Genomic DNA, 23,526 nt, shown 5'->3' on the forward strand with positions numbered 1-23,526 from the left:
TTAAAAACAAAAGATCGCAGCCTGCGGCAGCTCCTACAGCTACAGATTATTTCCCCCGCGAATCGGCAGTAGGCGCCAACGGCAAGCGCTCAGGCCGTGACCAGATCCACAGGTTGCCCAAGGTCATACCCGCAATAGCCAAGAACACCGGCCAGTCGTGGTCAAGTACGTACAGCATTAAGCCAGCACACAACACCATGCTGATGGTGGCGCTGACTTTGGCTTTGCGCTGGATGATTTTGCCGTTGCGCCAGTTAAACAAAATGGGGCCGAATAAACGGTGGTTTTCGAGCCAAGCACTCAGACGAGGGGAGCTTTTGGTCGCCGCCCACGCCGCGAGCAAAATGAATTCGGTGGTGGGCAAGCCAGGAATCACAATGGCGATCAAGCCAATGCCCAAGCTTACATACGCCAGCACTCCAAACAGGAAGCGAGCGATTTTGGATGAGGATTGCGTTGGGGGTGTCATAGGCTCAAGGCGCAGAAAAAGTTGCTCGGTCAGCGCTCGCTGACCGAGCAGATCCTGCTTAGGCCAGTTCAGGCTCAGCAGAGTAAGCGTGTTCGAGTAATACGGTAAAACGTTCAAAGGCTGCAACGGCACCTTTGTCTAAATCGGCTTCTTCTTCAGCGCTCAGTTCCAGGCCGTCGAGGGTTTTAACGAAGCGCTTCCAGCCTTCAGCACGGCCACCGGCCGGTTCGCCGAGGTGGCGAGCGCCGAAGGTTTCGCTCAGTTCCAGCGCTACTGCACGCTTGATCAAGAACGCGGCACCAAGCTTGGAGCCTTCTGAAACAAATATCCAGCCCAGCGCTTCAGCTTTGCTCGGCGCATTGACCGCGCCTGCTACTGGAGCAGGGACTTCAGTGTTCAGGTCAGCGAGGTCTGCTTTGGCTTGTTCTGCACGGCAGCGCTCAGGCAGGTCAGGCACGATTTGTTTCAAGTCAGCGTCGGTGTACAGCGCTTGAAGCTCCGACTGAAACAGGTATTGAGCGACCACAAAACGGGCAAAGTTTTCGCGGGTATCGAAAGGCTTGTGCGCTTTCACCAGCGCGTCGAGCTTTTGATGCGGCTCGTTGGTGATCTGGTTCAGGCGTTGTGAACGCAAGGCGGGACGCTGTGTGGAATCAGGGGTGGTCATGCCAATATCCTTGAGAATGAGATGCGCTTTGTAACTAGACGATCAAGAAGACGCATCACAGTAAAAATTCCTCACTGCGCAGATTAAAAGACTGCGCAGCGAGGTTTGAGGATCAGATGTCCCAGACCAGATTGACCGCAAAGTTGCGACCCGGAGCGGTCAGACGATCCATGTTGGCGGGGTTGAGCACACCGGCTTCACCGACGCTGTCGTAACCGCGAACGTCATCCCAGATCCAGTATTTCTTGTCGGTCAGGTTGTACAGGCCAGCGTTGACGGTGACGTCGTTGGTGACTTTATAGAACCCTGTAAGGTCGATGACGCCGTAGCCTGGCGACTTGAATTGTTTACTGGTGCCATCGGGTGCGAAGAAGCTGGTGTCATCCACTTGGTCTTTACGCTTGACCAGCGTCCAACTGACCAAGGCACCGTAGTTTTGCTGCTGATAACCCAGGCCCATGACGGCGGTCAGCGGGTTTACGCTGTTGATCGGCTCGCCATTGTCTTCGTTTTTGCCGTGGGCATAGGCGATCGAACCACGCGTGTACAGACCTTCTGGTGCGCCGAAGGCTCCCAGATCCAACTGCCCCTTAACTTCGGCACCTTTGATGGTGGCGCGCTTGATGTTGTTAGCTTGGAAGGTCGTTTCGCTGTAGCCGGGGGTGATGGCATCTTCGTTGATGAAGTCGCGGTACTTGTTATAGAACACCGCCAAATCGAAGGAGCCTGCCTCAAAATTGCCGCGCAGACCGGTTTCGAAACTTTTGCTTTTTTCTGGATCTAGATTCGGGTTGGCCGCGACTTTGTAACCGGCTGCCAGGTTTTCAAAAGTGCCATACAACGCTTTGGCAGTCGGTGTACGGAAGCCCTCGGCGTATTGGCCGTACCAGGTGTATTGCTCGGTCAGCGCGTAAGTCAGACCAAATTTAGGCGACACCCGGTGCCAGGTTTTTTTCTCGTCAGAGACGTTGGCTCGCTCACCCACTGGAATCGTGTTGAGGAACTCCTGAGTAATGTGCGGCGACAAGCGTGTGTGGTCGTAACGCAGGCTCGGGGTGAAAGTCCAGTCGTTCCAGCTGATCTGGTCTTGGGCGAACAGGCTGTAGGTGTTGATGGTCGGGTTCGGGAAGTCGCTGGATTTAACCAAGTAGTCTGACGGGCTGTCAGCGCCGATGGCTGTACAGCCTCTGCCGACTGCCAAACAGGTGCCCGAGCCGCTGCGCGAGCCGGTGACTTTTTGGTTTTTGTAGGTGGCGCCGTAGGTCAGCAAATGATCGGTTTCACCGATGCTGAACGCCTTGTCCGCTTGGGCGTCGAGTATCCATTGTTTTTCTTGATAGGTGGTGTCACGCGAGCGCATGACATTGCGGGTAAACGGGAAATAGTCTTCCAGCGTGGTCTCATCTGTTTTGGCAACTTGATAGTTCAGGCTGGTCTTGATGTGGTCAGCGAAAAGGCTGTTGACCGCCATGCTGTTGACCAGGCCGAAGCGTTCACGGCTTACGGTTTCGGTGCCGGTACGCGAGCGGTACATGTTTTGCCCTACACCATTGCCGACGGGGCCGCCGACGGCGCTCTTCACGTTCACGTCGAGGTGGCCTTTGTACTTCTCGTAAGTGAAGGCCAAGCGGTCATCATCGTTGTAGTTCCAGCCCGCCTTAGCCAGCACACTGGTGGTTCTCGCGTCTTCCGGGTTGGCGGCGGTGCGTGACAAGCCATTGCCGCCGCGGTTGCCGTAAGACTCGGTGTCGTGACCGTCACGCTGGCTAAAATGTAGCAAACCGTCGAACTCCCCCGAGCGACCGGCCAAGGTGCCGGACTTCAGCCAGCTGCGATCAGCAGAGCTGTAGCCGGTTTTGAAACGGGCGCCGACATCTTCGCCCGGCTTGATGATGTCATCCGGGTCAAGGGTGAAGTAGCTGACCGCGCCGCCAATCGCGTTGCTGCCGTACAGCACAGACGCCGGGCCGCGGAGGATTTCAACGCTCCTGACGATTTCTGGGTCAACGTAGTTACGTTGGGTTTGGGCATAAGGGCCGTTGAAGAAAGAATCCGGGATCTCAACGCCATCAATTTGGGTCAGGATCCGGTCGCCGTCGATCCCGCGAATGTTGTAGCCGGAGATGCCGCCGCGCTGGCCCGCGCCGCCGACCGAAACACCGGGCTCATAACGAACCAGATCTTTAATGGTGTTAACGTTTTCGCGGTCTAGGTCTTGACGGTCATGCACGGTGACAGTGCTGGGTACGGCACTGACATTTTGCTCGTTACGTGTTGCACTGATGGTCACTTGCTGCAAGGCCAAGGTGCCAGAAGCCGCGCTGCGCCTCTCGAGCACAATGTTGTTGTTGCTGAGTTTGCGGTAACTCAGGTTGGTCCCCAGGAGCAAGCGATCGAGAGCCTTTTCTGGGGTTAAAGAGCCACGAACGCCTGGCGAGGAAATGTCCTGCGCCAGCTCTGCCGGCAAGCCGACCTGCCAACCGGTCACGTCGCTAAAGTCATTCAATGCAGCCGCAAGAGGCTGTTGAGCGATCGCAAACTTGTAATTGCCCACGGTGCGATTGGTTGGCGGCGTATCGGTCGCGGCCATGACGGGGGCCGCTTGAACGCCAGCCAAAAGCATGGCAACGGTCAACAACGACAATGTGCACTGGTGCAAGCCGCCAGTGCGAGCGTTGGAAGTGGACCGACTGTTGAAACGTGTGGGCATTGATAGCGCTCCGAGGTAACAAGTCTTGTAGTTGCGAAGCTGACTCAAAATGCGAATCAGTTGCATTGATAAGTACGAGACGAATGACCTTAGGCTATCGAGTAAAAAAAGATTTAATTAATTGAGATTTGTTAATTGAGGATGACCAGCGACGGGTATTCCGAGATCCGGCTTGAGGTGATGTGGGCCAAAGAGCGCACGATGTCCAGTGGTTGATCGAGCCGGTAATTGCCCGTTACGGCCACGTTGGCCAGTTGTTCGTTCGTGTTGACGATCCAGCCGGGGTAGTAGCGGCGGACTTCATCCAGCACTTTGCTCATCGGACAATTTTCAAACACCAGCCGACCTTGGACCCAGGCCAGATCAGTCTGTGGGTTGAGCTTAGTAGGGCGGCTAAAGCCGTTAGGACCAATGCTGACGCTGTTGCCCGCCGATAAACGCATTTGCGTACCGGCACTGGCAACGCGTAAATCAACATCGCCGCGTTGCACCCGTACTTGCGCTTCGCCGTTCAGGTAACTCACGGCGAACGCGGTGTCGCGCACGCTGACGCGCACCGGGCCCGCTTCTACAATCAGTGGTAACTCAAGGTTGGCCGGGATTTCAAAAAACGCTTCGCCCTGTAACAGTCGGGCGCTGGGTTGGGCATTCACGACTTTGCTGGAAAATGCCGAGTTGGTATTGAGCAGCACCTTGGAGCCGTCTTCGAGTTGCAGACGTTGGCGTTCGCCCACCACGGTCAGGTGATCAGCTTGCAGGCGTAACGGCACGTTACTGTAACTGCCGACCGTCAACACCAACACCGCCGCAGTGGCAAGGTGCTTCCAATGTCGGCTGATGCGCCGCCATGCACTGGGTTTGCGCCGTGTTTGCAAGGTTTGGGCGGCTTCCAGCACCGGTTGCCCGTTCCAAATAGCGCTGGCCTTGGCAAATGCTTGGGCATGCGCAGGGTCGGCATTGAGCCAGTCGTTAAAAGCGCTTTGCTGTTCGTTGCTCGCACACTCAAGGGTGATCAGCCAGTCCAGTGCCTGATCCATGATGCTGTTTTGCAGCACCTCATGCGCCGGGTCAGGGGCAGCAGGTGTGTGAGTGTCCGTCACAGATGTTCCTTGGCAGTTTCGCAAGCGTTCGAGTGGGCGTTCAAAGGCAAGGTTAAGGCCGATTCACCCTGTCGGCTACCCCGATACAGATTGCCATGATCAATTTGAGTTCCTTTTGGACGGTACTCAATGAGACATCAAGCTCTTCGGCGATTTCTTGATAACTGCAACCATGCAACCGGCTGAGGATGAAAATCCGTTGCTGGCGTGCGCTTAGCTGGCTCAGGCTCACACTCAAACGCTCCAGTAATTGCGCAGCTTGATGGGCTTCTTCCGGCGTGCTGTGAGTAGAGGCAACCCCCTCAATGACTTCCACCGGCACATCTTCAACCACCGTTCGCGCTTGAATACGTCGCGCGCGCAGATGATCAAGCGCCAGATTGCGCGCGGTCTGATAGACAAAGGGTTCCAGATGCTCGACTGAGCGCTCGCTCAAGGCGCGGGTTACCCGCAAGTAAGTCTCTTGCAGCAAGTCTTCGGCGGTGCTGTGGTTATTCACCATCCGCTGTAACGTGCGCAGCAAGGTCACCCGCTGAGTAAGGAAGACTTGATTGAACTGGGACTGACTCACAGCGCTATCCGACCAATTTTGAGCGAATGATAATGCTTATCATCTGTGCGATTGGTCAAGTGATGTTTTGGATTTGTTTGGGGGCGCCTAAGATCAAGCGCTAAACAACCCTGTAGGAGCTGTCGAGGCACGAAGGCTGCGATCTTTTGTTTTTAAGATCAAAAGATCGCAGCCTTAGACAACGCCTACCTTTTATTTGTGTGCATGTTCATTGCTGCGGTGCACGCCGCGATAGGTCGTTAGACACGCCCTTTTAAATACGCGTTGTAATCCGGAATGCGGTGTTGGTGTGGCTGGTTCATGAGTGGGCTGCTAAGCAGGTAGTCCGCCGTACACTCATTGCTCGCGACGGGAATGTTCCAGACCGCTGCCACGCGCAATAGCGCTTTAATGTCTGGGTCGTGGGGCTGCGGCTCGAACGGGTCCCAAAAAAACACCAGCATGTCGATTTTCTGTTCAGCAATGTGTGCTCCCACCTGCTGGTCACCGCCCAGTGGACCACTGATCATGCTTTCAATCGGTAACTCTAGGCGTTTGCTTAATAGCTGGCCGGTAGTGCCGGTTGCGCAAAGATTATGCTGGCTGAGCGCGGCTTTGTGGCGTTCGGCCCAGTCGAGCAAAAAACCTTTGCAGTGATCATGGGCGACCAAGGCGATGCGCTTGCGCGCCGCCAAGGTCGACGTGGTGCAGCTTGCCGCTGACCTTGGTGTGATTAGCATCGAAGATCGACGACAACGGGTTGTGATTAAAGTCACTGGAAACCAGCGGCAGGCTGTTGTAGCCCAACACTTTGGAGTGCTGGCTGGCTTCTTTGAAAGCGGCGTTGACCTCGGCGGCAGTGACTTCACGGGTCAGTTCAACGGTCAGATCGACCAGCGATACGTTGATCACCGGAACGCGTACCGACATACCGGTCAACTTGCCAGCCAACTCGGGCAACACCAGACCCACGGCTTCGGCGGCACCGGTTTTGCTTGGGATCATGTTGTGCGTGGCCGAACGCGCACGGTAAGGGTCGGAGTGATAAACGTCGGTTAGATTCTGGTCGTTGGTGTAAGCGTGAATGGTGGTCATCAGGCCGTTGGCAATGCCGAACTCACGGTTAAGAATTTGCGCGACAGGTGCCAAGCAGTTGGTGGTGCACGACGCGTTGGAAATAATTTGATGCGATTGACGCAGAATGTCGTGGTTAACGCCATAGACCACAGTCGCATCGGCATTTTTACCTGGCGCCGAGATAATCACCTTGCGTGCGCCAGCGGTGATGTGAGCCTCGGCTTTGCTGCGCTCGGTGAAAAAACCGGTGCACTCAAATACCACGTCAATGTTGAGCGCGGCCCAAGGGAGTTCAGCTGGGTTGCGGATGGCCGTGACTGAAATGTGGTCACCATTGACGGTCAAACTTTCTGCATCATGCTCAACGGTCGCATCGAATGTGCCGTGCACGGTGTCGTATTTGAGCAAGTGCGCATTGATGGCACTGTCACCCAGGTCGTTAATAGCGACGATCTGTAAGTCCTGCCGGTAGCCTTGGGTATACAGTGCTCGCAGGACGTTACGGCCGATACGGCCAAAACCATTGATTGCGATTCGTAGTGTCATTGAAAGCACCTGTCATCAATTTGTTGTTGGAATTACAAGATTATTCTCATAAAAATAGAAAACAAGCCATTTAAGTGGCAATATTTTGTTTTATCTACAACGAGTGACCTGAATCAACGGGTCCGAAGGGCTGGGGCGCACGTGCGAACCCTAGTCAGCATAGGACACACACAGGTCGCCACATCCGTTAGCCTGGAGTTCAACACATGCATCCCCGCGTTCTTGAAGTCACCGAGCGTCTTATTGCCCGTAGTCGAGCTACCCGCGAGGCGTATCTGACGCTTATTCGTGACGCTGCCAGTGACGGGCCGCAACGCGGCAAGCTGCAATGTGCGAACTTTGCCCATGGCGTGGCCGGGTGTGGGACGGAAGATAAAAACACCCTCAAGCTGATGAACGCCGCCAACGTGGCAATTGTTTCGTCATATAACGACATGCTGTCCGCGCACCAGCCTTACGAGCATTTCCCTGAGCAAATCAAGCAAGCACTGCGCGAAATGGGCTCAGTAGGGCAGTTCGCTGGCGGCACACCGGCCATGTGCGACGGCGTGACTCAAGGCGAGGCGGGCATGGAATTGAGCCTGTTAAGCCGCGAAGTGATCGCGCTGTCGACCGCGGTTGCGCTCTCGCACAACATGTTCGATGCCGCGCTGATGCTGGGCATTTGCGACAAAATCGTTCCGGGTCTGCTGATGGGTGCTCTGCGCTTCGGTCATCTGCCAACCATCTTTGTGCCGGGCGGGCCTATGCCATCCGGCATTTCCAACAAGGAAAAGGCCGATGTACGTCAGCGCTACGCTGAAGGCAAGGCCAGCCGTGAAGAGCTGTTGGAATCTGAGATGAAGTCTTACCACAGTCCAGGCACCTGCACCTTTTACGGCACTGCCAATACCAACCAGTTACTGATGGAGGTGATGGGGCTGCACTTGCCTGGCGCATCTTTCGTTAATCCTTACACGCCACTGCGCGATGCGCTGACTCGCGAAGCAGCGCATCAAGTGACTCGTCTGACCCAGCAAAGTGGCGACTTCACACCGCTCGGTGAGATTGTTGATGAGCGCTCGCTGGTTAACTCCATCGTCGCCTTGCACGCGACTGGCGGCTCCACCAACCACACCTTGCACATGCCAGCCATTGCCATGGCCGCGGGTATTCAGCTGACCTGGCAAGACATGGCCGACCTGTCTGAGGTGGTGCCAACCCTGTCCCATGTGTATCCAAACGGTAAAGCTGACATCAACCACTTCCAAGCTGCGGGCGGCATGGCGTTCCTGATTCGTGAGCTGCTAGAAGCTGGTTTGCTGCATGAAAACGTCAATACGGTAGCGGGTTATGGGCTGAGCCGTTACACCCGCGAGCCTTTCTTAGTGGACGGCCAGTTGGTATGGCGTGATGGCCCGATTGAAAGTCTCGACGAGTCGATCTTGCGCCCAGTGGCCCGCGCGTTCTCTTCTGAGGGCGGCTTGCGGGTGATGGAGGGCAACTTGGGGCGCGGGGTTATGAAAGTCTCGGCGGTTGCGCCCGAGCACCAGATTGTTGAAGCCCCGGCGCGGGTTTTCCAAGATCAGCAGCAGTTGGCCGATGCGTTCAAGGCAGGTGAATTGGAGCATGACTTTGTGGCGGTGATGCGTTTTCAAGGCCCGCGCTCCAATGGCATGCCTGAACTGCACAAAATGACCCCGTTCCTTGGCGTGCTCCAAGATCGTGGCTTTAAAGTGGCGCTGATTACCGATGGCCGAATGTCCGGCGCGTCGGGAAAAATACCCGCAGCGATTCATGTCAGCCCCGAAGCGGCGATTGGCGGTGCGCTAGCGCGGGTTCAAGATGGCGATCTGATTCGGGTCGATGGCGTCAAAGGCACGTTGCAACTGCTGGTAGATGAGGCAGAATTCGCCGCGCGCACTCCGGCTGTTGGCACGCTGAGCAATGCCGTCGGTACTGGGCGCGAGTTGTTTGCGTTTATGCGTCAGGCCTTTAGTTCGGCCGAGCAGGGCGCGAGTACCTTTACCTCGTCTCTGGAATCCCTGAAATGAAACTCGCCCTTGTCGGTGATATTGGTGGCACTAACGCCCGTTTTGCCCTCTGGGAAAACGAGCAATTGCGTTCGGTCAGCGTGCTAGCCACTGCCGACTACGCCTGCCCGCAAGACGCCATCAGCGTTTACCTTAAAGCGTTAAACCTTGAGCTTGGGGCGGTGGGGTCGGTATGCCTGTCAGTTGCGGGGCCAGTGAGCGGCGATGAGTTTCGCTTCACCAATAACCATTGGCGTTTGAGTCGATCAGCGTTTTGCAACGACTTGCAGATTGATCATTTACTGTTGATCAACGACTTCAGCGCCATGGCGCTGGGCATGACGCGTCTGCAACCTGAGGATGTACGCCAAGTGTGCCCCGGTATTGCTGACCCAACGCGTCCGGCGGTGGTCATTGGGCCAGGCACCGGCCTTGGGGTTGGCACCTTGCTCAACCTTAACGGCGAACAGTGGATGGCGTTGCCGGGTGAAGGCGGCCATGTCGATCTGCCCATGAGTAACCCGCGTGAAGTGCAGCTGTGGCAGCACATCTATGACGAAATAGGGCACGTCAGTGCCGAAAGTATCTTGAGTGGCAGCGGATTGCCGCGCGTCTATCGGGCAATTTGTGCGCTAGATGGGCATGAACCGGTGCTCGACAGCGATCGGGCGATTACCGCGGCAGCATTGGCGGGCGATCCTGTGGCACTGCAAGTGCTCGAGCATTTCAGTTGCTGGCTGGGCCGGGTCGCAGGCAACAATGTGCTGACGCTCGGCGGCCGGGGCGGGGTGTATATCGTCGGCGGTGTGATCCCACGCTTTGCCGATATTTTCGTCAACAGCGGCTTTGCCAGCAGCTTTGCCGATAAAGGCTGCATGAGCGACTACCTCAAAGGCATTCCGGTGTGGCTGGTAACAGCGCCTTACCCTGGCTTGATTGGCGCAGGTGTCGCATTGCAGCAAGCATTTGGTTGAGGCGAGGTTTAACTGTAGGAGCAGCCGATCGACGCTCCTACAGGCAGTCTTTCGTCCATAACAACAATAAGGATCAGCACCTGTGAGCCCATCCGGCAAGTCCATTTTGCTGGTCGATGATGACCAAGAAATTCGAGAGCTTCTCGATATCTACCTCAGCCGTGCCGGTTTTCAGGTGCGCACCGTCGCTGACGGGGCTGGCTTTAGACGGGCGCTGAATGAGCAAGCCAGCGATTTATTGATCTTGGACGTGATGCTGCCCGATGAAGACGGTTTTAGCTTGTGTCGGTGGGTGCGGGAACATCCGCGTTTTGCGCACACGCCAATTATCATGCTCACCGCCAGTTCTGATGAAGCAGACCGGGTCATCGGCCTGGAATTGGGCGCTGATGATTATTTGGGCAAGCCTTTCAGCCCGCGCGAACTCCAAGCACGGATCAAAGCCCTGTTGCGCCGCACTCACTTTTCCAGCGCGAGCACCGGCAATGAAATCATGGCGTTCGAGGAGTGGCGGCTCAATACCGTGACTCACCGGCTGTTTCATACCGATGGAGAAGAGGTGATTTTATCGGGCGCCGACTTCGCCTTGCTCAAACTGTTTTTGGATAACCCACAGCAGATTCTTGATCGCGACATGATTGGCAACGCGACTCGAGGGCGAGATCTCATGCCGCTTGATCGCATTGTGGACATGGCGGTCAGCCGTTTGCGCCAACGCCTGCGCGATACCGATAAACCGCCGCGGTTAATAAGAACCATCCGTGGCAGCGGTTATCAGTTGGCGGCTGAGGTCAGCATCGGTAATGGACTTTAAATTTTTATCCAAACTGCCCGTTCCCCGATCTCTGTTGGGGCGCATGTTATTGCTGACCCTGCTCGCGATTTTACTGGCGCAGACCTTGTCGAGTGCCATTTGGCTTTCACAATTGCGCACCACCCAATTGGTGGGCTTGGTCAACAGTGCGCGGAGCATGGCGCATTCGATGAACGCCACGGTGACGTACTTACGCTCTTTGCCGCTGGCCTATCGTCCTCTGGTACTTGACCAAATGCGCAGTATGGGCGGCACGCGATTTGTCGTGAGCCTCAATGACAAGCCGCTGGTCATGGATGTACTGCCTACCACCCAGCGCAAACAGGCGGTACTTGAGGCGGTAGACCAAGTGCTGCGCCAGTCGTTAGGGGCTGATGTTGACCTGTCGGTGAAGTTTGTCAGCCCCCAAGACTTACGCATCTTCAACGCAGGTCTAAAGCTCGACGAACTGCCGCGTTCGTGGGCGCATTTTGCGTTGACTCTGGAGCCCGTCGACCCCCCGGTACTGGTCACGCAGATCCAGATGGCGCCGGGTGAGTGGCTGTATATAGCGTCCTTACTGCCCCAGCCTTACACCAGCCTTGAAGAAGAAGGGCTGCCTGCATTGCAGCTGTGGTTTATCGTCCTCAGCAGCCTCTTTTTATTAATGTTTATCGGTCTACTGGTGCACTGGCAGAGCCGCCCGCTTAAGCGCTTGGCCAGAGTCGCTCGCGACATGTCATTGGGCGAGGACGAGGTCCAGCCGGTCGAAGTGGGAGGGGGTAGCGAAGTGGTTGAGGTGGGGCGCGCCTTTAACACCATGCGCGCACGTATCAGCCGTTACCTGACCGAACGAGGCCAATTGTTTAGCGCTATCTCCCACGACCTGCGCACGCCCATTACTCGGCTTCGTCTGCGGGTGGAATTACTGGACGACGAGCAACTGCAATATAAGTTTGGCCGTGACTTGGATGAGTTAGAAATGCTGGTCAAAGGCGCGCTGCAATGCGTGAAAGACACAGATATCCACGAAAATATTGAGCCGGTGGATGTCAACGGCTTGTTGGATTGTTTAATCGAACCCTACGTGCTGCCGCACGGTAATGGCCGGGTCACCTTGCACGGGCGAGCCGCCAGTGCTTACCCCGGCAAGCCCTTGGCGCTGCGGCGCTGCATGGGTAACTTGATTGATAACGCGCTTAAGTACGGGACCAACGCGCATTTACGTATAGACGACAACAAGCAGGCGTTTGTACTGACCGTCGACGATGAGGGGCCGGGTGTGCCTCAACAGCGTCTTGAACAAGTGTTTGAGCCGCACTTTCGTTTAGCTGGGCAGCAACAAGGCTACGGCCTTGGGCTGGGTATTGCGCGCAGCATCGCTCACAGCCATGGTGGTGAAGTGAGTTTGCAAAATCTTCGTGCTGGCGGCCTGCGCGTCACTTTGTATTTGCCTCGAAATGTCGATTGATAGACAAATTCGCCTGTTGGGCGCTAATGGGCAGTATGCGTTCTGCTTGAGGGGTTGAGGCTTTTTCGGCCGAAAGCTTTGAGTCTCGAGCATTATGCATCGCCGCCATAATTCGATTTTCGCGCACACGCCGGCTGGTTTGGCTGAAGTGATGCTGGAGCTTTTCCATGGCGACATCATAGGGGTCGTTGCACAGAATTAACTGCCGCTCACGTTCCTCAAGTGCCATCTGTTTGGCCTGCTCGTCACCATAGCGATCAATACGAAAGCTTTTACTCAGGTTGTATCCATGAATGCGAGTTGTGGCGCGCCAATAATCAATTTGGTTGGACTGAACGCGATACACGCCCGGATGGCCGCTGGTGTTATGAGGCATTAAGCGTTGACGGTCTTCATAGCTGAACAACGGCGGCATTTTCAGCACCAACTGATTGCGTAACGCTTCGGCCGCTTCGAGGGCGGCAGTCTCGCCTCCATGTTCGGCGAAACTGAACTGGTGAACATGCACTTTGCCCGAGCGTTGAATATCAATTTTCCAAGCGTAAGGTCGGCCCTCCTTGTCTTTTAAAGGGTAAATGAAGCAATGGTTACGGGACGTTAGGTTACGTTCTGACATGGCTTAAATCTCCTGAATGGGTCGGCTTTCATTCTTTTGCTGCGACGATGATTAGGAGACTCGCTGATGTTATTTGCTGGTACAACGTGGGAAAACGACTTCGGGATGCGTCCTACAGGCAATGCGGAAAAAACCTTATTTTCTGAATCCTTAGGCAATCTCGGCGCATAGGAAGGCTCACGTTGTTCGTACTGAAATATCGCTAATTGGCTTCCACCCCCCCTGCATTCCAATTGTCACCATGTGGTGACAATCAAGCGTCTGTTCGTTACTTGAAGCGCAGGGGGCGTGGATACACTCAACCACAGCGCAAGCAAAAGACTTGCACAGCTATAACAACAAGAAAGGGCCTCTCATGAATTCATTCAATCGCCTCGCCGTCGTCATCTCACTCGCCACTCTTTTCCCTCTAAGCAGCTATGCCGCCGACTCAAAAGGTACGGTTGAGGTCGTGCATTGGTGGACCTCAGGCGGGGAAAAAGCGGCCGTCGATGTACTGAAGGCTCAAATTGAAAAAGACGGTTTCACTTGGAAAGACGGCGCTGTTGCCGGTGGCGGCGGTGCCACTGCGATGACGGTACTTAAAAGTCGTGCCGTGGCAGGCAACCCGCCCGGTATGGCGCAGATCAAAGGGCCGGACATTCAAGAGTGGGCCTCAACTGGGTTACTCGACACTGAGGTGTTGCAGGATGTCGCCAAACAAGAGCAATGGGACAACCTGCTCGACAAGAAAATCTCCGATACCGTTAAGTACGAAGGCGACTATGTGGCTGTACCGGTCAATATCCATCGCGTGAACTGGTTATGGATAAACCCGCAAGTCTTCAAGAAAGCGGGCATCGAAAAACCGCCTACCACCCTTGAAGAGTTCTACGCAGCGGGTGACAAACTCAAGGCCGCGGGCTTTATTGCGCTCGCCCATGGTGGTCAGCCTTGGCAGGACAGCACAGTTTTTGAAGCCGTTGTCCTGTCAGTGATGGGCGCAGATGGCTACAAAAAGGCCATGGTCGACCTTGATAACGATGCCCTCACGGGGCCTGAGATGGTCAAGGCGCTGACTGAGCTGAAGAAAGTGGCGACCTACATGGACGTCGATGGCAAGGGCCAAGACTGGAACCTAGAAGCGGCCAAAGTTATTAATGGCAAAGCCGGCATGCAGATCATGGGGGATTGGGCCAAGAGTGAATGGACCGCCGCTAAGAAAATAGCGGGCAAAGACTACGAGTGCGTTGCCTTCCCGGGCACCGACAAGGCTTTCACCTACAACATCGACTCACTCGCGGTGTTCAAGGTTAAGGATCAAGGCACGCAGGCCGGTCAACAGGACATTGCCAAAGTAGCCTTGGGTGAAAACTTCCAAAAAGTGTTCAGCATGAACAAGGGCTCGATTCCGGTTCGCAACGACATGTTGAACAACATGGAAAAACTCGGTTTTGACGCGTGCGCCCAGACCTCGGCTAAAGATTTCTTGACTGACGCCAAAACGGGCGGCCTGCAACCAAGCATGGCGCACAACATGGCGACCACGCTGGCGGTGCAGGGTGCGTTTTTTGATGTCATCACCAATTACATCAACGACCCGAAAGCCGACCCCGCGGATACCGCCAAAAAGCTTGGCGCTGCGATCAAGTCCGCCAAGTAACCGCCCTGTAGGCGCACGTCTCGCGATCTGTTGATTTTCTAACAGATCGCGACGCGAGCTCGCGCCTACAACTTTTCCTTTGCTCGGATTCCCTCCATGAACTCTACTGCTGCGTTCAGGAAAGTCTCACCCTTCGATGCACTGCAACGCTGGCTACCCAAACTGGTATTGGCGCCCAGCATGTTCATTGTCTTGGTGGGCTTTTATGGCTACATCCTGTGGACGTTCGTTCTGTCGTTCACTCGCTCAACATTCCTACCGAATTACACATGGGCTGGGCTGGCGCAGTACCAGCGCTTGTTCGAGAACGACCGCTGGTGGGTCGCGAGCAAAAATCTGCTGGTGTTCGGTGGCCTGTTTATCGGTATCACGCTGGTGATTGGCGTCACGCTGGCGGTATTGCTCGACCAACGCATCAGACGCGAAGGCTTTATCCGTACGATTTACCTGTACCCGATGGCGCTATCAATGATCGTCACCGGTACTGCCTGGAAGTGGCTACTTAACCCCGGCATGGGCTTGGACAAGCTACTGCGTGACTGGGGGTGGGAGGGGTTTCGTCTGGATTGGTTGATCGACCCTGACCGCGTGGTGTATTGCCTGGTTATCGCGGCCGTTTGGCAAGCCTCAGGTTTCATCATGGCGATGTTCCTCGCGGGGCTGCGCGGGGTTGACCAGTCGATCATCCGTGCTGCGCAGATTGATGGTGCCAGCTTGCCGCGTATTTACTGGAAAGTCGTGCTGCCAAGCCTTCGTCCGGTGTTCTTCAGTGCGGTAATGATTCTGGCGCACATCGCCATCAAGAGCTTTGACTTGGTGGCGGCGATGACGGCCGGTGGGCCGGGGTATTCGTCTGACTTGCCCGCCATGTTCATGTACTCCTTCACCTTTAGCCGTGGACAGATGGGCATGGGCTCGGCCAGTGCGATTCTGATGCTGGGTGCCATTTTGGCGATCATCGTGCCCTACCTTTACTCCGAGCTGAGGGCTAAGCGAAATGACTAGTCTTGTTGGCAAGCGCTCTTTAAGTCTGAGCCGCATCGCGATCTATGCGTTGTTGATGTTCGCAGTACTGCTTTATCTGGTGCCGCTGGTGGTCATGCTGCTAACCAGCTTTAAAACCCCAGAAGACATCAGCACCGGTAACTTGCTGAGTTGGCCAAGCGTGATTACCGGCATTGGCTGGGTCAAGGCGTGGGCCACCGTTGATGGTTACTTCTGGAACTCGATCAAAATCACCGTGCCAGCGGTATTGGCCTCGACTGCCATCGGTGCCTTGAACGGCTATGTGTTGTCGATGTGGCGCTTTAGAGGCTCGCAATTGTTTTTTGGTCTGCTGCTGTTCGGTTGTTTCTTACCGTTTCAGACCGTACTGCTGCCCGCTTCATTCACCCTCGGCAAGATGGGCTTGGCCAGCACCACCACCGGTCTGGTGATTGTGCATATCGTTTACGGCTTGGCCTTCACAACGCTGTTTTTCCGTAACTACTACGTGAGCATTCCCGATGCGCTGGTAAAGGCCGCACGTCTGGATGGTGCGGGGTTCTTTACGATTTTCAGGCGGATCATTCTGCCGATGTCGACGCCTATCATCATGGTCTGCCTGATTTGGCAGTTCACTCAGATCTGGAACGACTTCCTGTTCGGCGTGGTGTTCTCCAGCGGTGATTCTCAGCCCATTACCGTGGCGTTGAACAACCTGGTCAACACCAGTACCGGGGTCAAGGAATACAACGTTGATATGGCGGCGGCGATGATCGCCGGGCTGCCGACTCTGCTGGTCTATGTGGTCGCAGGCAAGTATTTCGTGCGCGGGCTAACTGCCGGCGCGGTGAAGGGGTAATCATGGCAACGCTCGAGCTTCGTAACGTAAACAAGACCTATGGTGCTGGTTTGCCAGACACCCTTAAAAACATCGAGCTGTCGATCAAAGACGGCGAGTTTTTGATTCTGGTAGGGCCTTCGGGCTGTGGTAAGTCGACCTTAATGAACTGCATCGCGGGTCTGGAGAACATCACGGGTGGCGCGATCATGATTGATGATCAAGACGTCAGTGGCATGAGCCCCAAAGACCGCGACATTGCCATGGTGTTTCAGTCCTACGCGTTGTACCCGACCATGAGCGTGCGCGAGAACATCGAGTTCGGTCTTAAGATCCGCAAGATGCCGCAGTCGGCTATTGATGAGGAAGTCGCGCGGGTTGCCAAGTTATTGCAGATCGAGCACTTGCTCAATCGTAAGCCGGGCCAGTTGTCCGGCGGGCAACAGCAGCGGGTTGCGATGGGCCGTGCATTGGCGCGTCGGCCCAAGATCTATTTGTTCGATGAACCGCTCTCCAACCTCGACGCTAAATTACGGGTTGAGATGCGCACCGAAATGAAACTGATGCATCAGCGTCTGAAGACCACCACCGTTTATGTGACCCATGACCAGATTGAGGCCATGACCCTTGGTGACAAAGTCGCGGTGATGAAGGATGGGATCATCCAGCAATTCGGTACGCCCAAACAGATTTACAACGATCCGGCCAATCTGTTCGTCGCCAGCTTCATCGGTTCCCCCCCAATGAATTTCATTGGTCTACGCTTGAAGCGTCAAGACGGCCGGCTAATGGCCGTTCTAGACAGCGGGCAGGCACGTTGTGAGTTGCCGCTGGCGATGCAGGATGCAGGGCTTGAGGGCCGGGATGTCATCGTGGGGATTCGTCCCGAGCAGATCATAGTGGCTGGGCAAGAGGCCAATGGCCTGCCAACACTTCGCGCTGAAGTCACAGTGACCGAGCCCACGGGGCCGGATACGTTGGTCTTCGTACAGCTCAATGAGGTCAAGGTCTGTTGCCGACTGGCGCCAGATACCGCGCCGCAAGTGGGCGAAAGCCTGAACCTGCAGTTCGACCCAGCCAAAGTCCTGCTGTTTGATGCTCAGACAGGTGAGCGCTTGGGCGTTTCATTGCCTGCTCTGAATACCTTGGGCGATAACGTCGCCCAATTAAAGGGGCGCTAAAGCTGCACTCAAGGACGCGTGTTGTTTCGAGCTAAAGAAGTTGTAAACCGCGTTAGATAAGAACAGTTAATAACAAAAGACGAGGATTTAGGGATGACAACGCGACACGGCAATACCCGATTAATCTGCCAACTGTCAGCGGCGGCCGTGCTGGTCATGTCTGCGAATGCGATGGCAGACGATGCTTTCAGTGCCGACTCAAAATGGATGACCGGAGACTGGGGAGGGGAGCGGACCAAGCTCATTGATCAGGGGATCGACATCAAGGCCGACTATGTGGGTGAAGTAGGCGCGAACCTGCATGGCGGCTACAACCACAACAAGACGGCGCGCTACAGCGACCAGTTTGGCTTGGGCGTGGCCTTAGACCTTCAAAAGCTGTGGGGCTGGGATAACACCCAAGCCAAGATCCAGCTCACAAACCGAAATGGTGAGAACATTTCCAATGACCGTGTAGGCGATCCGCGTGCCGGTACGTTGAGTTCGTCTCAAGAAGTCTACGGCCGTGGGCACATGGTGCGACTGACCCAGTTGTACATTCAGCATCAGTTCCTCGACGGCAAGCTGGATGTCAAAGCGGGTTACTTTGGTGAAGGCGAAGACTTCAACACCTTCCCGTGTGACTTCCAAAACCTGGCGTTCTGCGGTTCTCAGGTGGGTAACTGGGCGACCAATATTTGGTACAACTGGCCGGTTAGCCAAGCGGCTCTACGGGTGAAATACAACATCACGCCGGAGTTCTATGCGCAGATCGGTGCGTACAACCAAAACCCTTCCCAGTTAGAACATGGTAACGGCTTCAAACTCAGCGGCAGTGGCACCAAAGGTACGGTTTTGCCCGTCGAACTGGTCTGGTCGCCTCAGGTTAACAACCTACCAGGCGCATACCGCGTCGGTTACTCCCAGCGCCCGGCACCTGCGGCTGACCTGCGCGAAGACATCAATGGCCAAGACGCTGCCAGCACGGGGCAGAGTTACCGCGTGCACGACAGCAAGCACGGTTACTGGTTGGTTGTGCAACAGCAACTCACCAGCCACAACGGTGATGCGTCGCGCGGTCTGAACGTAGCAGCTAATGCGACGTTCCATGACAAAGCCACCAACATCGTCGACAACTATCAATCGCTGATGTTTGTGTACAAAGGCCCGTTCGATGCGCGTCCCAAAGATGACATCGGCATTGGCTTTGCGCGCATTCATGTCAACGATCAAGTGAAGAAAAACGCTGAACTGGCCAACGCTGCCAATAATGTCTCTAACTTCGACAACACGTTATACGCGCCACTGCGCAATACCGAGTACAACTACGAACTTAACTACGGCATCCACGTGACCAATTGGCTGACCGTGCGTCCCAACTTGCAGTACATCACTCACCCAGGTGGCGTGGACAAAGTCGACAACGCGCTGGTAGCTGGCTTAAAAATTCAGTCGGTGTTCTAAGGTTGTTGCGATAAGCTCATCGGGTTGTGCGTAATATCCGGATAGCCTGTGCTATCCGGTTTTTTTTGGGGTGTGGCGTCTTTGTTGCAACTGAGCCAGCTCCCAAAGGGTTGGGCGACATGATTTTCAGGACTGTGGGACATGCATGAGCATCCGCTTCACCGTTTTTTCAAATCAAAGCGTGAGCAGCCGATTTTCCAGTGGGAGCGTTTTCAGCAGCGCGACGTACTGGTGATCGACCATCCGCACTGTCAGGCTGTGTTCAGTCGTCAGGGTGCGCAATTGCTGCACTTCAAACCGACCGGGCAGAAGCCTTGGTTGTGGTGTGCGGCTAAATGGCCGCAGGTCGGTGCAATCCGTGGTGGGGTGCCGATTTTTTGGCCGTGGTATGGGCGTCATCCGAGCGAGAACGCTTGGCCGTCCCATGGTTGGGCGCGACTTATCGACTGGAAGCTACTGGACAGTAGCTCCGACGATGAGGGTGTGTCCCTGCACTGGCGTTTGCAGTTGTGTGATTGGCAGGTCGACCTGCATGCGCGGCTTGGTGAAAGCTTGGACCTGCGTTTGAGCACCGAGCATCAAGACGATGAACCTTGCCAAGTGAGCCAGGCGTTGCGTGCGTATTGGCGTATTGGTGATGTCGGTGAGGTAGCGCTGTCTGGGCTAGATGGCGTGCAGGGTTACGATGAGTTAAACCGCGAAGCGTGCCAGCAACAAGGCGAACTCCGGGTCGCCGGTGGATGCCAGCGAGTGTTCAAGCATGAAGGCGAAATGCAACTTAACGATCACGCTTGGCGGCGGGCGTTGAGCATTGATACGGGCGAGCATGCCAACACCGTGATCTGGCACCCCGGCAAGCGCCCCTTGCTGGGGGTGAGCTGGAGTGAGGTGATGGGCTTTGTGTGCGTTGAGTCTGCCAGCGCTGGCGCCCAGACCCAAAGCCTTGCCCCGGGCGAGCAAGCACACCTGAGCCTGCAAGCGCGGGCGGGGTTGTGTAACGCGTAATCAACAACCCCTCAATTGCTCGCGATCTTTTGATCTTTAACATCAAAAGATCGCAGCCTTCGTGCCTCGGCAGTCCACATTGCATGGGTAGTGGGGATGCAGGCAAGAATTTAGGCTGACCCCCGTAGGAGCTGCCGCAGGCTGCGTTCTTTTGATCTTTTAAAAGATCGCTCGCTCTTACAGGTTTTATGCGAGCCGTTTAGTTGAATTCATCTCCCACCGGATAACGGCTGGCATTCAGGCTCTCTTTGATTTTGCGCAGGTGCGGCTGGAAATCCACGCCTCGACGCAAGGTCATGCCGGTGGCCAGCACATCGAGCACCGTGAGCTGGATGATGCGCGAGGTCATCGGCATGTAGATGTCGGTGTCTTCGGGCAGCGGGATGTTCAAGCTCAGAGTACTGGCTTTGGCTAGCGGCGAATCTTCAGCGGTCAGACCCAGCACGGACGCACCGTTGGCGCGGGCGATACGCGCCACTTCGACCAGCTCGCGGGTGCGTCCGGTGTACGAAATAATCACGAATAACTCGCCGGTGTGCGCCACCGACGCAATCATGCGTTGCATCAGCACGTCGGCGTGGGCCGTGACCGCGAGGTTAAAGCGGAAAAACTTATGCTGAGCATCCAGCGCTACCGGGGCTGAAGCGCCCAGGCCAAAAAAATGAATCTGACGCGCCTGGATCAATAAATCCACAGCGCGACTGATGAGGTTCGGGTCCAAGGCTTGGCAGGCGCTGTCCAGCGATGCAATGGCGCTGCCGAAAATCTTTTGTGTGTAGGCTGCCGGATTATCATCCGCCTCAACGGCTCGGCTTACGTAAGCAGCACCGCTGGCTAAACTCTGCGCCAGTTGCAGTTTTAACTCTGGGTAACCACTGACCCCAAACGAGCGGCAGAAGCGGTTGACGGTCGGCTCGCTGACTGAAGCCGCCTGAGCCAGCGCAGCAATGCTGAACCGGGTCGCTTGCTGCGGGTTTTGAAGGATTATTTCAGCGACTTTGCGCTCGGCCTTATTCAGGTCTTCGAGGCGGCCCTTGATTTGTTCGAGTAAATTTCGCACGCGGTCCATTTATGTTCCTTGGTTCGGCGATGCATTAACCGTGCTAAAGCGATTCGTGAGGTGGCCTATCCTACTGATGGGCTGAGATGACCACTAGCGGGAATCTGTATTTAGAGAAAATGTTGTGTTTATTACTACATTTTTCCTTGAGTGATGCCTTGAAAAAAGGTATTTGTAGCTTAACTTGATAAAAGAACAAACATCATGTCTTTGATTACGGTTGAACCGTGCACCTTTGCCTTGTTCGGCGCCTTGGGCGATCTGGCCTTGCGCAAACTGTTCCCTGCCTTATACCAACTGGACCGCGCGGGTTTGCTACATGCCGACACGCGCATTCTGGCGCTGGCGCGTGAGCCCGGTGATGCCCCGGCACACTTGGCGAACATTCAAAGCCACTTGCGCCGGTATGTCAGTGCCAAGGAGATCGAAGATCAAGCGCTAACACGTTTTCTAGCGCGCTTGAGTTATCTGCATGTGGATTTTCTCAAGGCCGATGATTATCTGCCGCTGGCTGAAATTGCCGGGACGCAACAGCGCCTTATCGCCTACTTCGCCACTCCGGCAGCGGTCTACGGTGCTATTTGCGAGAACTTGTCCAAGGTCGGCTTGGCTGACAACACCCGCGTGGTGCTTGAAAAACCGATCGGTTCGGACCTCGAGTCCTCACGCAAGGTTAACGACGCGGTGGCGCAGTTCTTCCCCGAGAACCGCACCTATCGCATCGACCACTACTTGGGCAAAGAAACCGTACAAAACCTGATTGCTCTGCGCTTTGCCAACAGCCTGTTTGAAACCCAGTGGAACCAACGTTACATCTCCCACGTTGAAATCACCGTGGCCGAGAAAGTCGGTATTGAAGGGCGCTGGGGGTACTTCGACAAGGCAGGGCAACTGCGCGACATGATTCAAAACCACTTGTTGCAGTTGCTGTGCTTGATCGCCATGGACCCGCCTGCGGACTTGTCGGCAGACAGCATTCGTGACGAGAAAGTTAAAGTGCTCAAAGCCTTGGCGCCGATCAGTGCTGAAGGTTTGACCACCCAAGTGGTTCGTGGCCAATACATTGCAGGCTACAGTGAGGGCCAGTCGGTGCCGGGTTACTTGGAAGAAGACAACTCCAATACCCAAAGCGACACTGAAACCTTCGTCGCGCTGCGCGCAGATATCCGCAACTGGCGTTGGGCGGGTGTGCCTTTTTACCTGCGTACCGGCAAGCGCATGCCGCAGAAGCTATCGCAGATCGTGATCCACTTTAAAGAACCGTCGCATTACATTTTCGCCCCTGAACAGCGTTTGCAAATCGGCAACAAACTGATCATCCGTTTGCAGCCTGACGAAGGTATTTCCTTGCGTGTAATGACCAAGGATCAGGGGTTGGATAAAGGCATGCACCTGCGCAGCGGCCCGCTGCAATTGAACTTCTCCGACACCTATCACAGTGAACGCATCCCTGATGCTTATGAGCGTCTGCTGCTCGAAGTGATGCGCGGCAACCAGAACCTGTTTGTACGTAAAGATGAAATTGAAGCGGCATGGACATGGTGCGACCAATTGATCGCGGGCTGGAAAAAGTCCGGTGATATGCCTAAGCCTTACGCGGCGGGTTCTTGGGGGCCAATGAGCTCCATTGCACTGATTACACGAGACGGGAGGTCTTGGTATGGCGATATCTGATTTGAAACTGCCTGAGGGCGTTACTGCGCACACCTTTAAGAGCCCGGTAATACTGGCCGAGGGTTTGGCGCTCAGAGTGGCCGAGCAATTGAACGACGCCATTACCCAGCAAGGCTCTGCGACGTTAGTGGTGTCTGGTGGTCGCAGCCCGGTGGCGTTTTTTCAGAGCCTGATTAAACACCCTGTGGACTGGTTGAAAGTAACGATCAGCCTTGCTGATGAGCGTTGGGTGCCGGTGGAACATGCCGACAGCAATGCCGGTTTGCTGAAAAAACATCTGCTCCAAGGCCCGGCCGCCAAAGCGCGCTTCATCGGTTTGTACAACGTTGCTGCCAGCCTCGAGGCGGCCGCCGAGCAAGCGGATCACACCTTGGCTGAGTTACCGCCCATCGACGTTTTGATTTTAGGCATGGGCGATGACGGGCACACCGCTTCGTTGTTTCCAAACAGCCCACATCTACTCGAAGCGTTGAACCCGGACGATGCCCGTCGTTGCTGGCCGATGCTGGCCCCGACCGTGCCGCACCAACGTTTGAGCATGAGCCGCAGTCTGTTGGCGAGCGCCAAGCATACGGTGCTGTCGATACAAGGTCAGGCCAAATTAAACACCCTTAGCGATGCGCTGGGAGGCACCGACATTGCCGCCTTGCCGATTCGTGCCTTTTTGCAACCTACGTTAGAGATTTACTGGTGCCCATGAGCCAAGGATCAGCT

The 23,526-nt window shown here is 55.4% G+C and carries 20 protein-coding genes and 1 pseudogene; 12 read left to right on the plus strand and 9 right to left on the minus strand.

The features are described from left to right. Positions 1-46: 46 nt before the first annotated feature. The 7 genes and pseudogenes from AQS70_RS00930 to gap form a co-directional block, all read right to left on the minus strand. Positions 47-469: a YbaN family protein gene (locus AQS70_RS00930; protein ID WP_055101074.1), complete on the minus strand. Its 423-nt coding sequence runs from the start codon at positions 467-469 to the stop codon at positions 47-49. Positions 470-527: 58 nt separating this feature from the next. Then, the gene (locus AQS70_RS00935) at positions 528-1,136 is read right to left on the minus strand and encodes a biliverdin-producing heme oxygenase (RefSeq protein WP_055101075.1); all 609 of its coding nucleotides are present in this window, start codon (positions 1,134-1,136) and stop codon (positions 528-530) included. A 112-nt stretch (positions 1,137-1,248) separates the two neighbouring features. After that, positions 1,249-3,846: a TonB-dependent receptor gene (locus tag AQS70_RS00940; RefSeq protein ID WP_055101076.1), complete on the minus strand. Its 2,598-nt coding sequence runs from the start codon at positions 3,844-3,846 to the stop codon at positions 1,249-1,251. Between the two features lie 131 nt (positions 3,847-3,977). Continuing rightward, positions 3,978-4,946 carry a FecR family protein gene (locus AQS70_RS00945; RefSeq protein WP_055101077.1) on the minus strand — a complete coding sequence of 323 codons (969 nt, stop codon included), beginning with the start codon at positions 4,944-4,946 and terminating at the stop codon, positions 3,978-3,980. A gap of 52 nt (positions 4,947-4,998) precedes the next feature. Continuing rightward, positions 4,999-5,517 carry an RNA polymerase sigma factor gene (locus AQS70_RS00950; RefSeq protein ID WP_055101078.1) on the minus strand — a complete coding sequence of 173 codons (519 nt, stop codon included), beginning with the start codon at positions 5,515-5,517 and terminating at the stop codon, positions 4,999-5,001. A gap of 239 nt (positions 5,518-5,756) precedes the next feature. After that, positions 5,757-6,236, minus strand: a complete 480-nt coding sequence (locus AQS70_RS00955) for a methylglyoxal synthase (protein ID WP_055101079.1) — start codon at positions 6,234-6,236, stop codon at positions 5,757-5,759. Continuing rightward, positions 6,205-7,119 (minus strand): annotated as a pseudogene (gene gap, locus AQS70_RS00960) (type I glyceraldehyde-3-phosphate dehydrogenase); the annotation flags it as partial. The gene AQS70_RS00955 and the pseudogene gap, both read right to left, overlap by 32 nt. Positions 7,120-7,325: 206 nt before the next feature. Between gap and edd the strand changes: the two are divergent. The 4 genes from edd to AQS70_RS00980 all read left to right on the plus strand — a co-directional run bounded on the left by edd (position 7,326) and on the right by AQS70_RS00980 (position 12,369). Continuing rightward, positions 7,326-9,152, plus strand: a complete 1,827-nt coding sequence (gene edd / locus AQS70_RS00965; protein WP_055101081.1) for a phosphogluconate dehydratase — start codon at positions 7,326-7,328, stop codon at positions 9,150-9,152. After that, positions 9,149-10,105, plus strand: a complete 957-nt coding sequence (locus AQS70_RS00970) for a glucokinase (protein WP_055101082.1) — start codon at positions 9,149-9,151, stop codon at positions 10,103-10,105. The genes edd and AQS70_RS00970 overlap by 4 nt, the downstream gene beginning before the upstream one ends. A gap of 82 nt (positions 10,106-10,187) precedes the next feature. Further along, positions 10,188-10,919, plus strand: a complete 732-nt coding sequence (locus AQS70_RS00975) for a response regulator (protein ID WP_055101083.1) — start codon at positions 10,188-10,190, stop codon at positions 10,917-10,919. Continuing rightward, positions 10,909-12,369 carry an ATP-binding protein gene (locus AQS70_RS00980; protein WP_055101084.1) on the plus strand — a complete coding sequence of 487 codons (1,461 nt, stop codon included), beginning with the start codon at positions 10,909-10,911 and terminating at the stop codon, positions 12,367-12,369. Before AQS70_RS00975 ends, AQS70_RS00980 begins: the two co-directional genes overlap by 11 nt. On the opposite strand, the gene AQS70_RS00985 is transcribed toward AQS70_RS00980, so the two are convergent. Next, positions 12,338-12,985 (minus strand): AP2 domain-containing protein, encoded by a 648-nt coding sequence (locus AQS70_RS00985; RefSeq protein WP_055101085.1) that lies wholly within the window; start codon positions 12,983-12,985, stop codon positions 12,338-12,340. The genes AQS70_RS00980 and AQS70_RS00985 overlap by 32 nt on opposite strands. A gap of 355 nt (positions 12,986-13,340) precedes the next feature. On the opposite strand from AQS70_RS00985, the gene AQS70_RS00990 reads away from it, so the two are divergent. From AQS70_RS00990 to AQS70_RS01015, 6 genes are all read left to right on the plus strand, one after another. Continuing rightward, the gene (locus tag AQS70_RS00990) at positions 13,341-14,627 is read left to right on the plus strand and encodes an ABC transporter substrate-binding protein (RefSeq protein ID WP_055101086.1); all 1,287 of its coding nucleotides are present in this window, start codon (positions 13,341-13,343) and stop codon (positions 14,625-14,627) included. Positions 14,628-14,723: 96 nt separating this feature from the next. Next, on the plus strand, positions 14,724-15,632 hold the full coding sequence (locus tag AQS70_RS00995; protein ID WP_055101087.1) for a carbohydrate ABC transporter permease: 909 nt from the start codon (positions 14,724-14,726) through the stop codon (positions 15,630-15,632). Beyond that, entirely contained in the window at positions 15,625-16,470 is an 846-nt protein-coding gene (locus tag AQS70_RS01000; RefSeq protein ID WP_055101088.1) for a carbohydrate ABC transporter permease, read from the plus strand. Before AQS70_RS00995 ends, AQS70_RS01000 begins: the two co-directional genes overlap by 8 nt. Positions 16,471-16,472: 2 nt before the next feature. After that, a complete protein-coding gene (locus tag AQS70_RS01005; RefSeq protein WP_055101089.1) occupies positions 16,473-17,630 on the plus strand; it encodes an ABC transporter ATP-binding protein in 1,158 nt (385 codons plus the stop codon). Between the two features lie 93 nt (positions 17,631-17,723). Continuing rightward, on the plus strand, positions 17,724-19,073 hold the full coding sequence (locus tag AQS70_RS01010) for a carbohydrate porin (RefSeq protein WP_055101090.1): 1,350 nt from the start codon (positions 17,724-17,726) through the stop codon (positions 19,071-19,073). Between the two features lie 141 nt (positions 19,074-19,214). Then, on the plus strand, positions 19,215-20,078 hold the full coding sequence (locus AQS70_RS01015; RefSeq protein WP_055101091.1) for a D-hexose-6-phosphate mutarotase: 864 nt from the start codon (positions 19,215-19,217) through the stop codon (positions 20,076-20,078). 199 nt (positions 20,079-20,277) lie between these two features. Here AQS70_RS01015 and AQS70_RS01020 read toward each other — a convergent pair whose 3' ends face one another. Further along, a complete protein-coding gene (locus AQS70_RS01020) occupies positions 20,278-21,138 on the minus strand; it encodes a MurR/RpiR family transcriptional regulator (RefSeq protein WP_187331758.1) in 861 nt (286 codons plus the stop codon). 204 nt (positions 21,139-21,342) lie between these two features. Between AQS70_RS01020 and zwf the strand changes: the two genes are divergently transcribed. Beyond that, positions 21,343-22,812 (plus strand): glucose-6-phosphate dehydrogenase, encoded by a 1,470-nt coding sequence (gene zwf, locus AQS70_RS01025; RefSeq protein ID WP_055101093.1) that lies wholly within the window; start codon positions 21,343-21,345, stop codon positions 22,810-22,812. Beyond that, positions 22,799-23,512 carry a 6-phosphogluconolactonase gene (gene pgl, locus AQS70_RS01030; RefSeq protein WP_055101094.1) on the plus strand — a complete coding sequence of 238 codons (714 nt, stop codon included), beginning with the start codon at positions 22,799-22,801 and terminating at the stop codon, positions 23,510-23,512. The genes zwf and pgl overlap by 14 nt, the downstream gene beginning before the upstream one ends. Positions 23,513-23,526: the final 14 nt, after the last annotated feature.

It is taken from the genome of Pseudomonas endophytica, assembly GCF_001411475.1.
GTDB lineage: Bacteria > Pseudomonadota > Gammaproteobacteria > Pseudomonadales > Pseudomonadaceae > Aquipseudomonas > Aquipseudomonas endophytica.

Excerpts from the sequence above, each read along its gene's own strand:
- AQS70_RS00930 (WP_055101074.1), bottom strand. The coding sequence starts at position 469 with ATGACACCCCCAACGCAATCCTCATCCAAAATCGCTCGCTTCCTGTTT.
- AQS70_RS00935 (WP_055101075.1), bottom strand. The coding sequence starts at position 1,136 with ATGACCACCCCTGATTCCACACAGCGTCCCGCCTTGCGTTCACAACGC.
- AQS70_RS00940 (WP_055101076.1), bottom strand. The coding sequence starts at position 3,846 with ATGCCCACACGTTTCAACAGTCGGTCCACTTCCAACGCTCGCACTGGC.
- AQS70_RS00955 (WP_055101079.1), bottom strand. The coding sequence starts at position 6,236 with ATGCTAATCACACCAAGGTCAGCGGCAAGCTGCACCACGTCGACCTTG.
- edd (WP_055101081.1), top strand. The coding sequence starts at position 7,326 with ATGCATCCCCGCGTTCTTGAAGTCACCGAGCGTCTTATTGCCCGTAGT.
- AQS70_RS00970 (WP_055101082.1), top strand. The coding sequence starts at position 9,149 with ATGAAACTCGCCCTTGTCGGTGATATTGGTGGCACTAACGCCCGTTTT.
- AQS70_RS00980 (WP_055101084.1), top strand. The coding sequence starts at position 10,909 with ATGGACTTTAAATTTTTATCCAAACTGCCCGTTCCCCGATCTCTGTTG.
- AQS70_RS00985 (WP_055101085.1), bottom strand. The coding sequence starts at position 12,985 with ATGTCAGAACGTAACCTAACGTCCCGTAACCATTGCTTCATTTACCCT.
- AQS70_RS00990 (WP_055101086.1), top strand. The coding sequence starts at position 13,341 with ATGAATTCATTCAATCGCCTCGCCGTCGTCATCTCACTCGCCACTCTT.
- AQS70_RS00995 (WP_055101087.1), top strand. The coding sequence starts at position 14,724 with ATGAACTCTACTGCTGCGTTCAGGAAAGTCTCACCCTTCGATGCACTG.
- AQS70_RS01000 (WP_055101088.1), top strand. The coding sequence starts at position 15,625 with ATGACTAGTCTTGTTGGCAAGCGCTCTTTAAGTCTGAGCCGCATCGCG.
- AQS70_RS01005 (WP_055101089.1), top strand. The coding sequence starts at position 16,473 with ATGGCAACGCTCGAGCTTCGTAACGTAAACAAGACCTATGGTGCTGGT.
- AQS70_RS01010 (WP_055101090.1), top strand. The coding sequence starts at position 17,724 with ATGACAACGCGACACGGCAATACCCGATTAATCTGCCAACTGTCAGCG.
- AQS70_RS01015 (WP_055101091.1), top strand. The coding sequence starts at position 19,215 with ATGCATGAGCATCCGCTTCACCGTTTTTTCAAATCAAAGCGTGAGCAG.
- zwf (WP_055101093.1), top strand. The coding sequence starts at position 21,343 with ATGTCTTTGATTACGGTTGAACCGTGCACCTTTGCCTTGTTCGGCGCC.
- pgl (WP_055101094.1), top strand. The coding sequence starts at position 22,799 with ATGGCGATATCTGATTTGAAACTGCCTGAGGGCGTTACTGCGCACACC.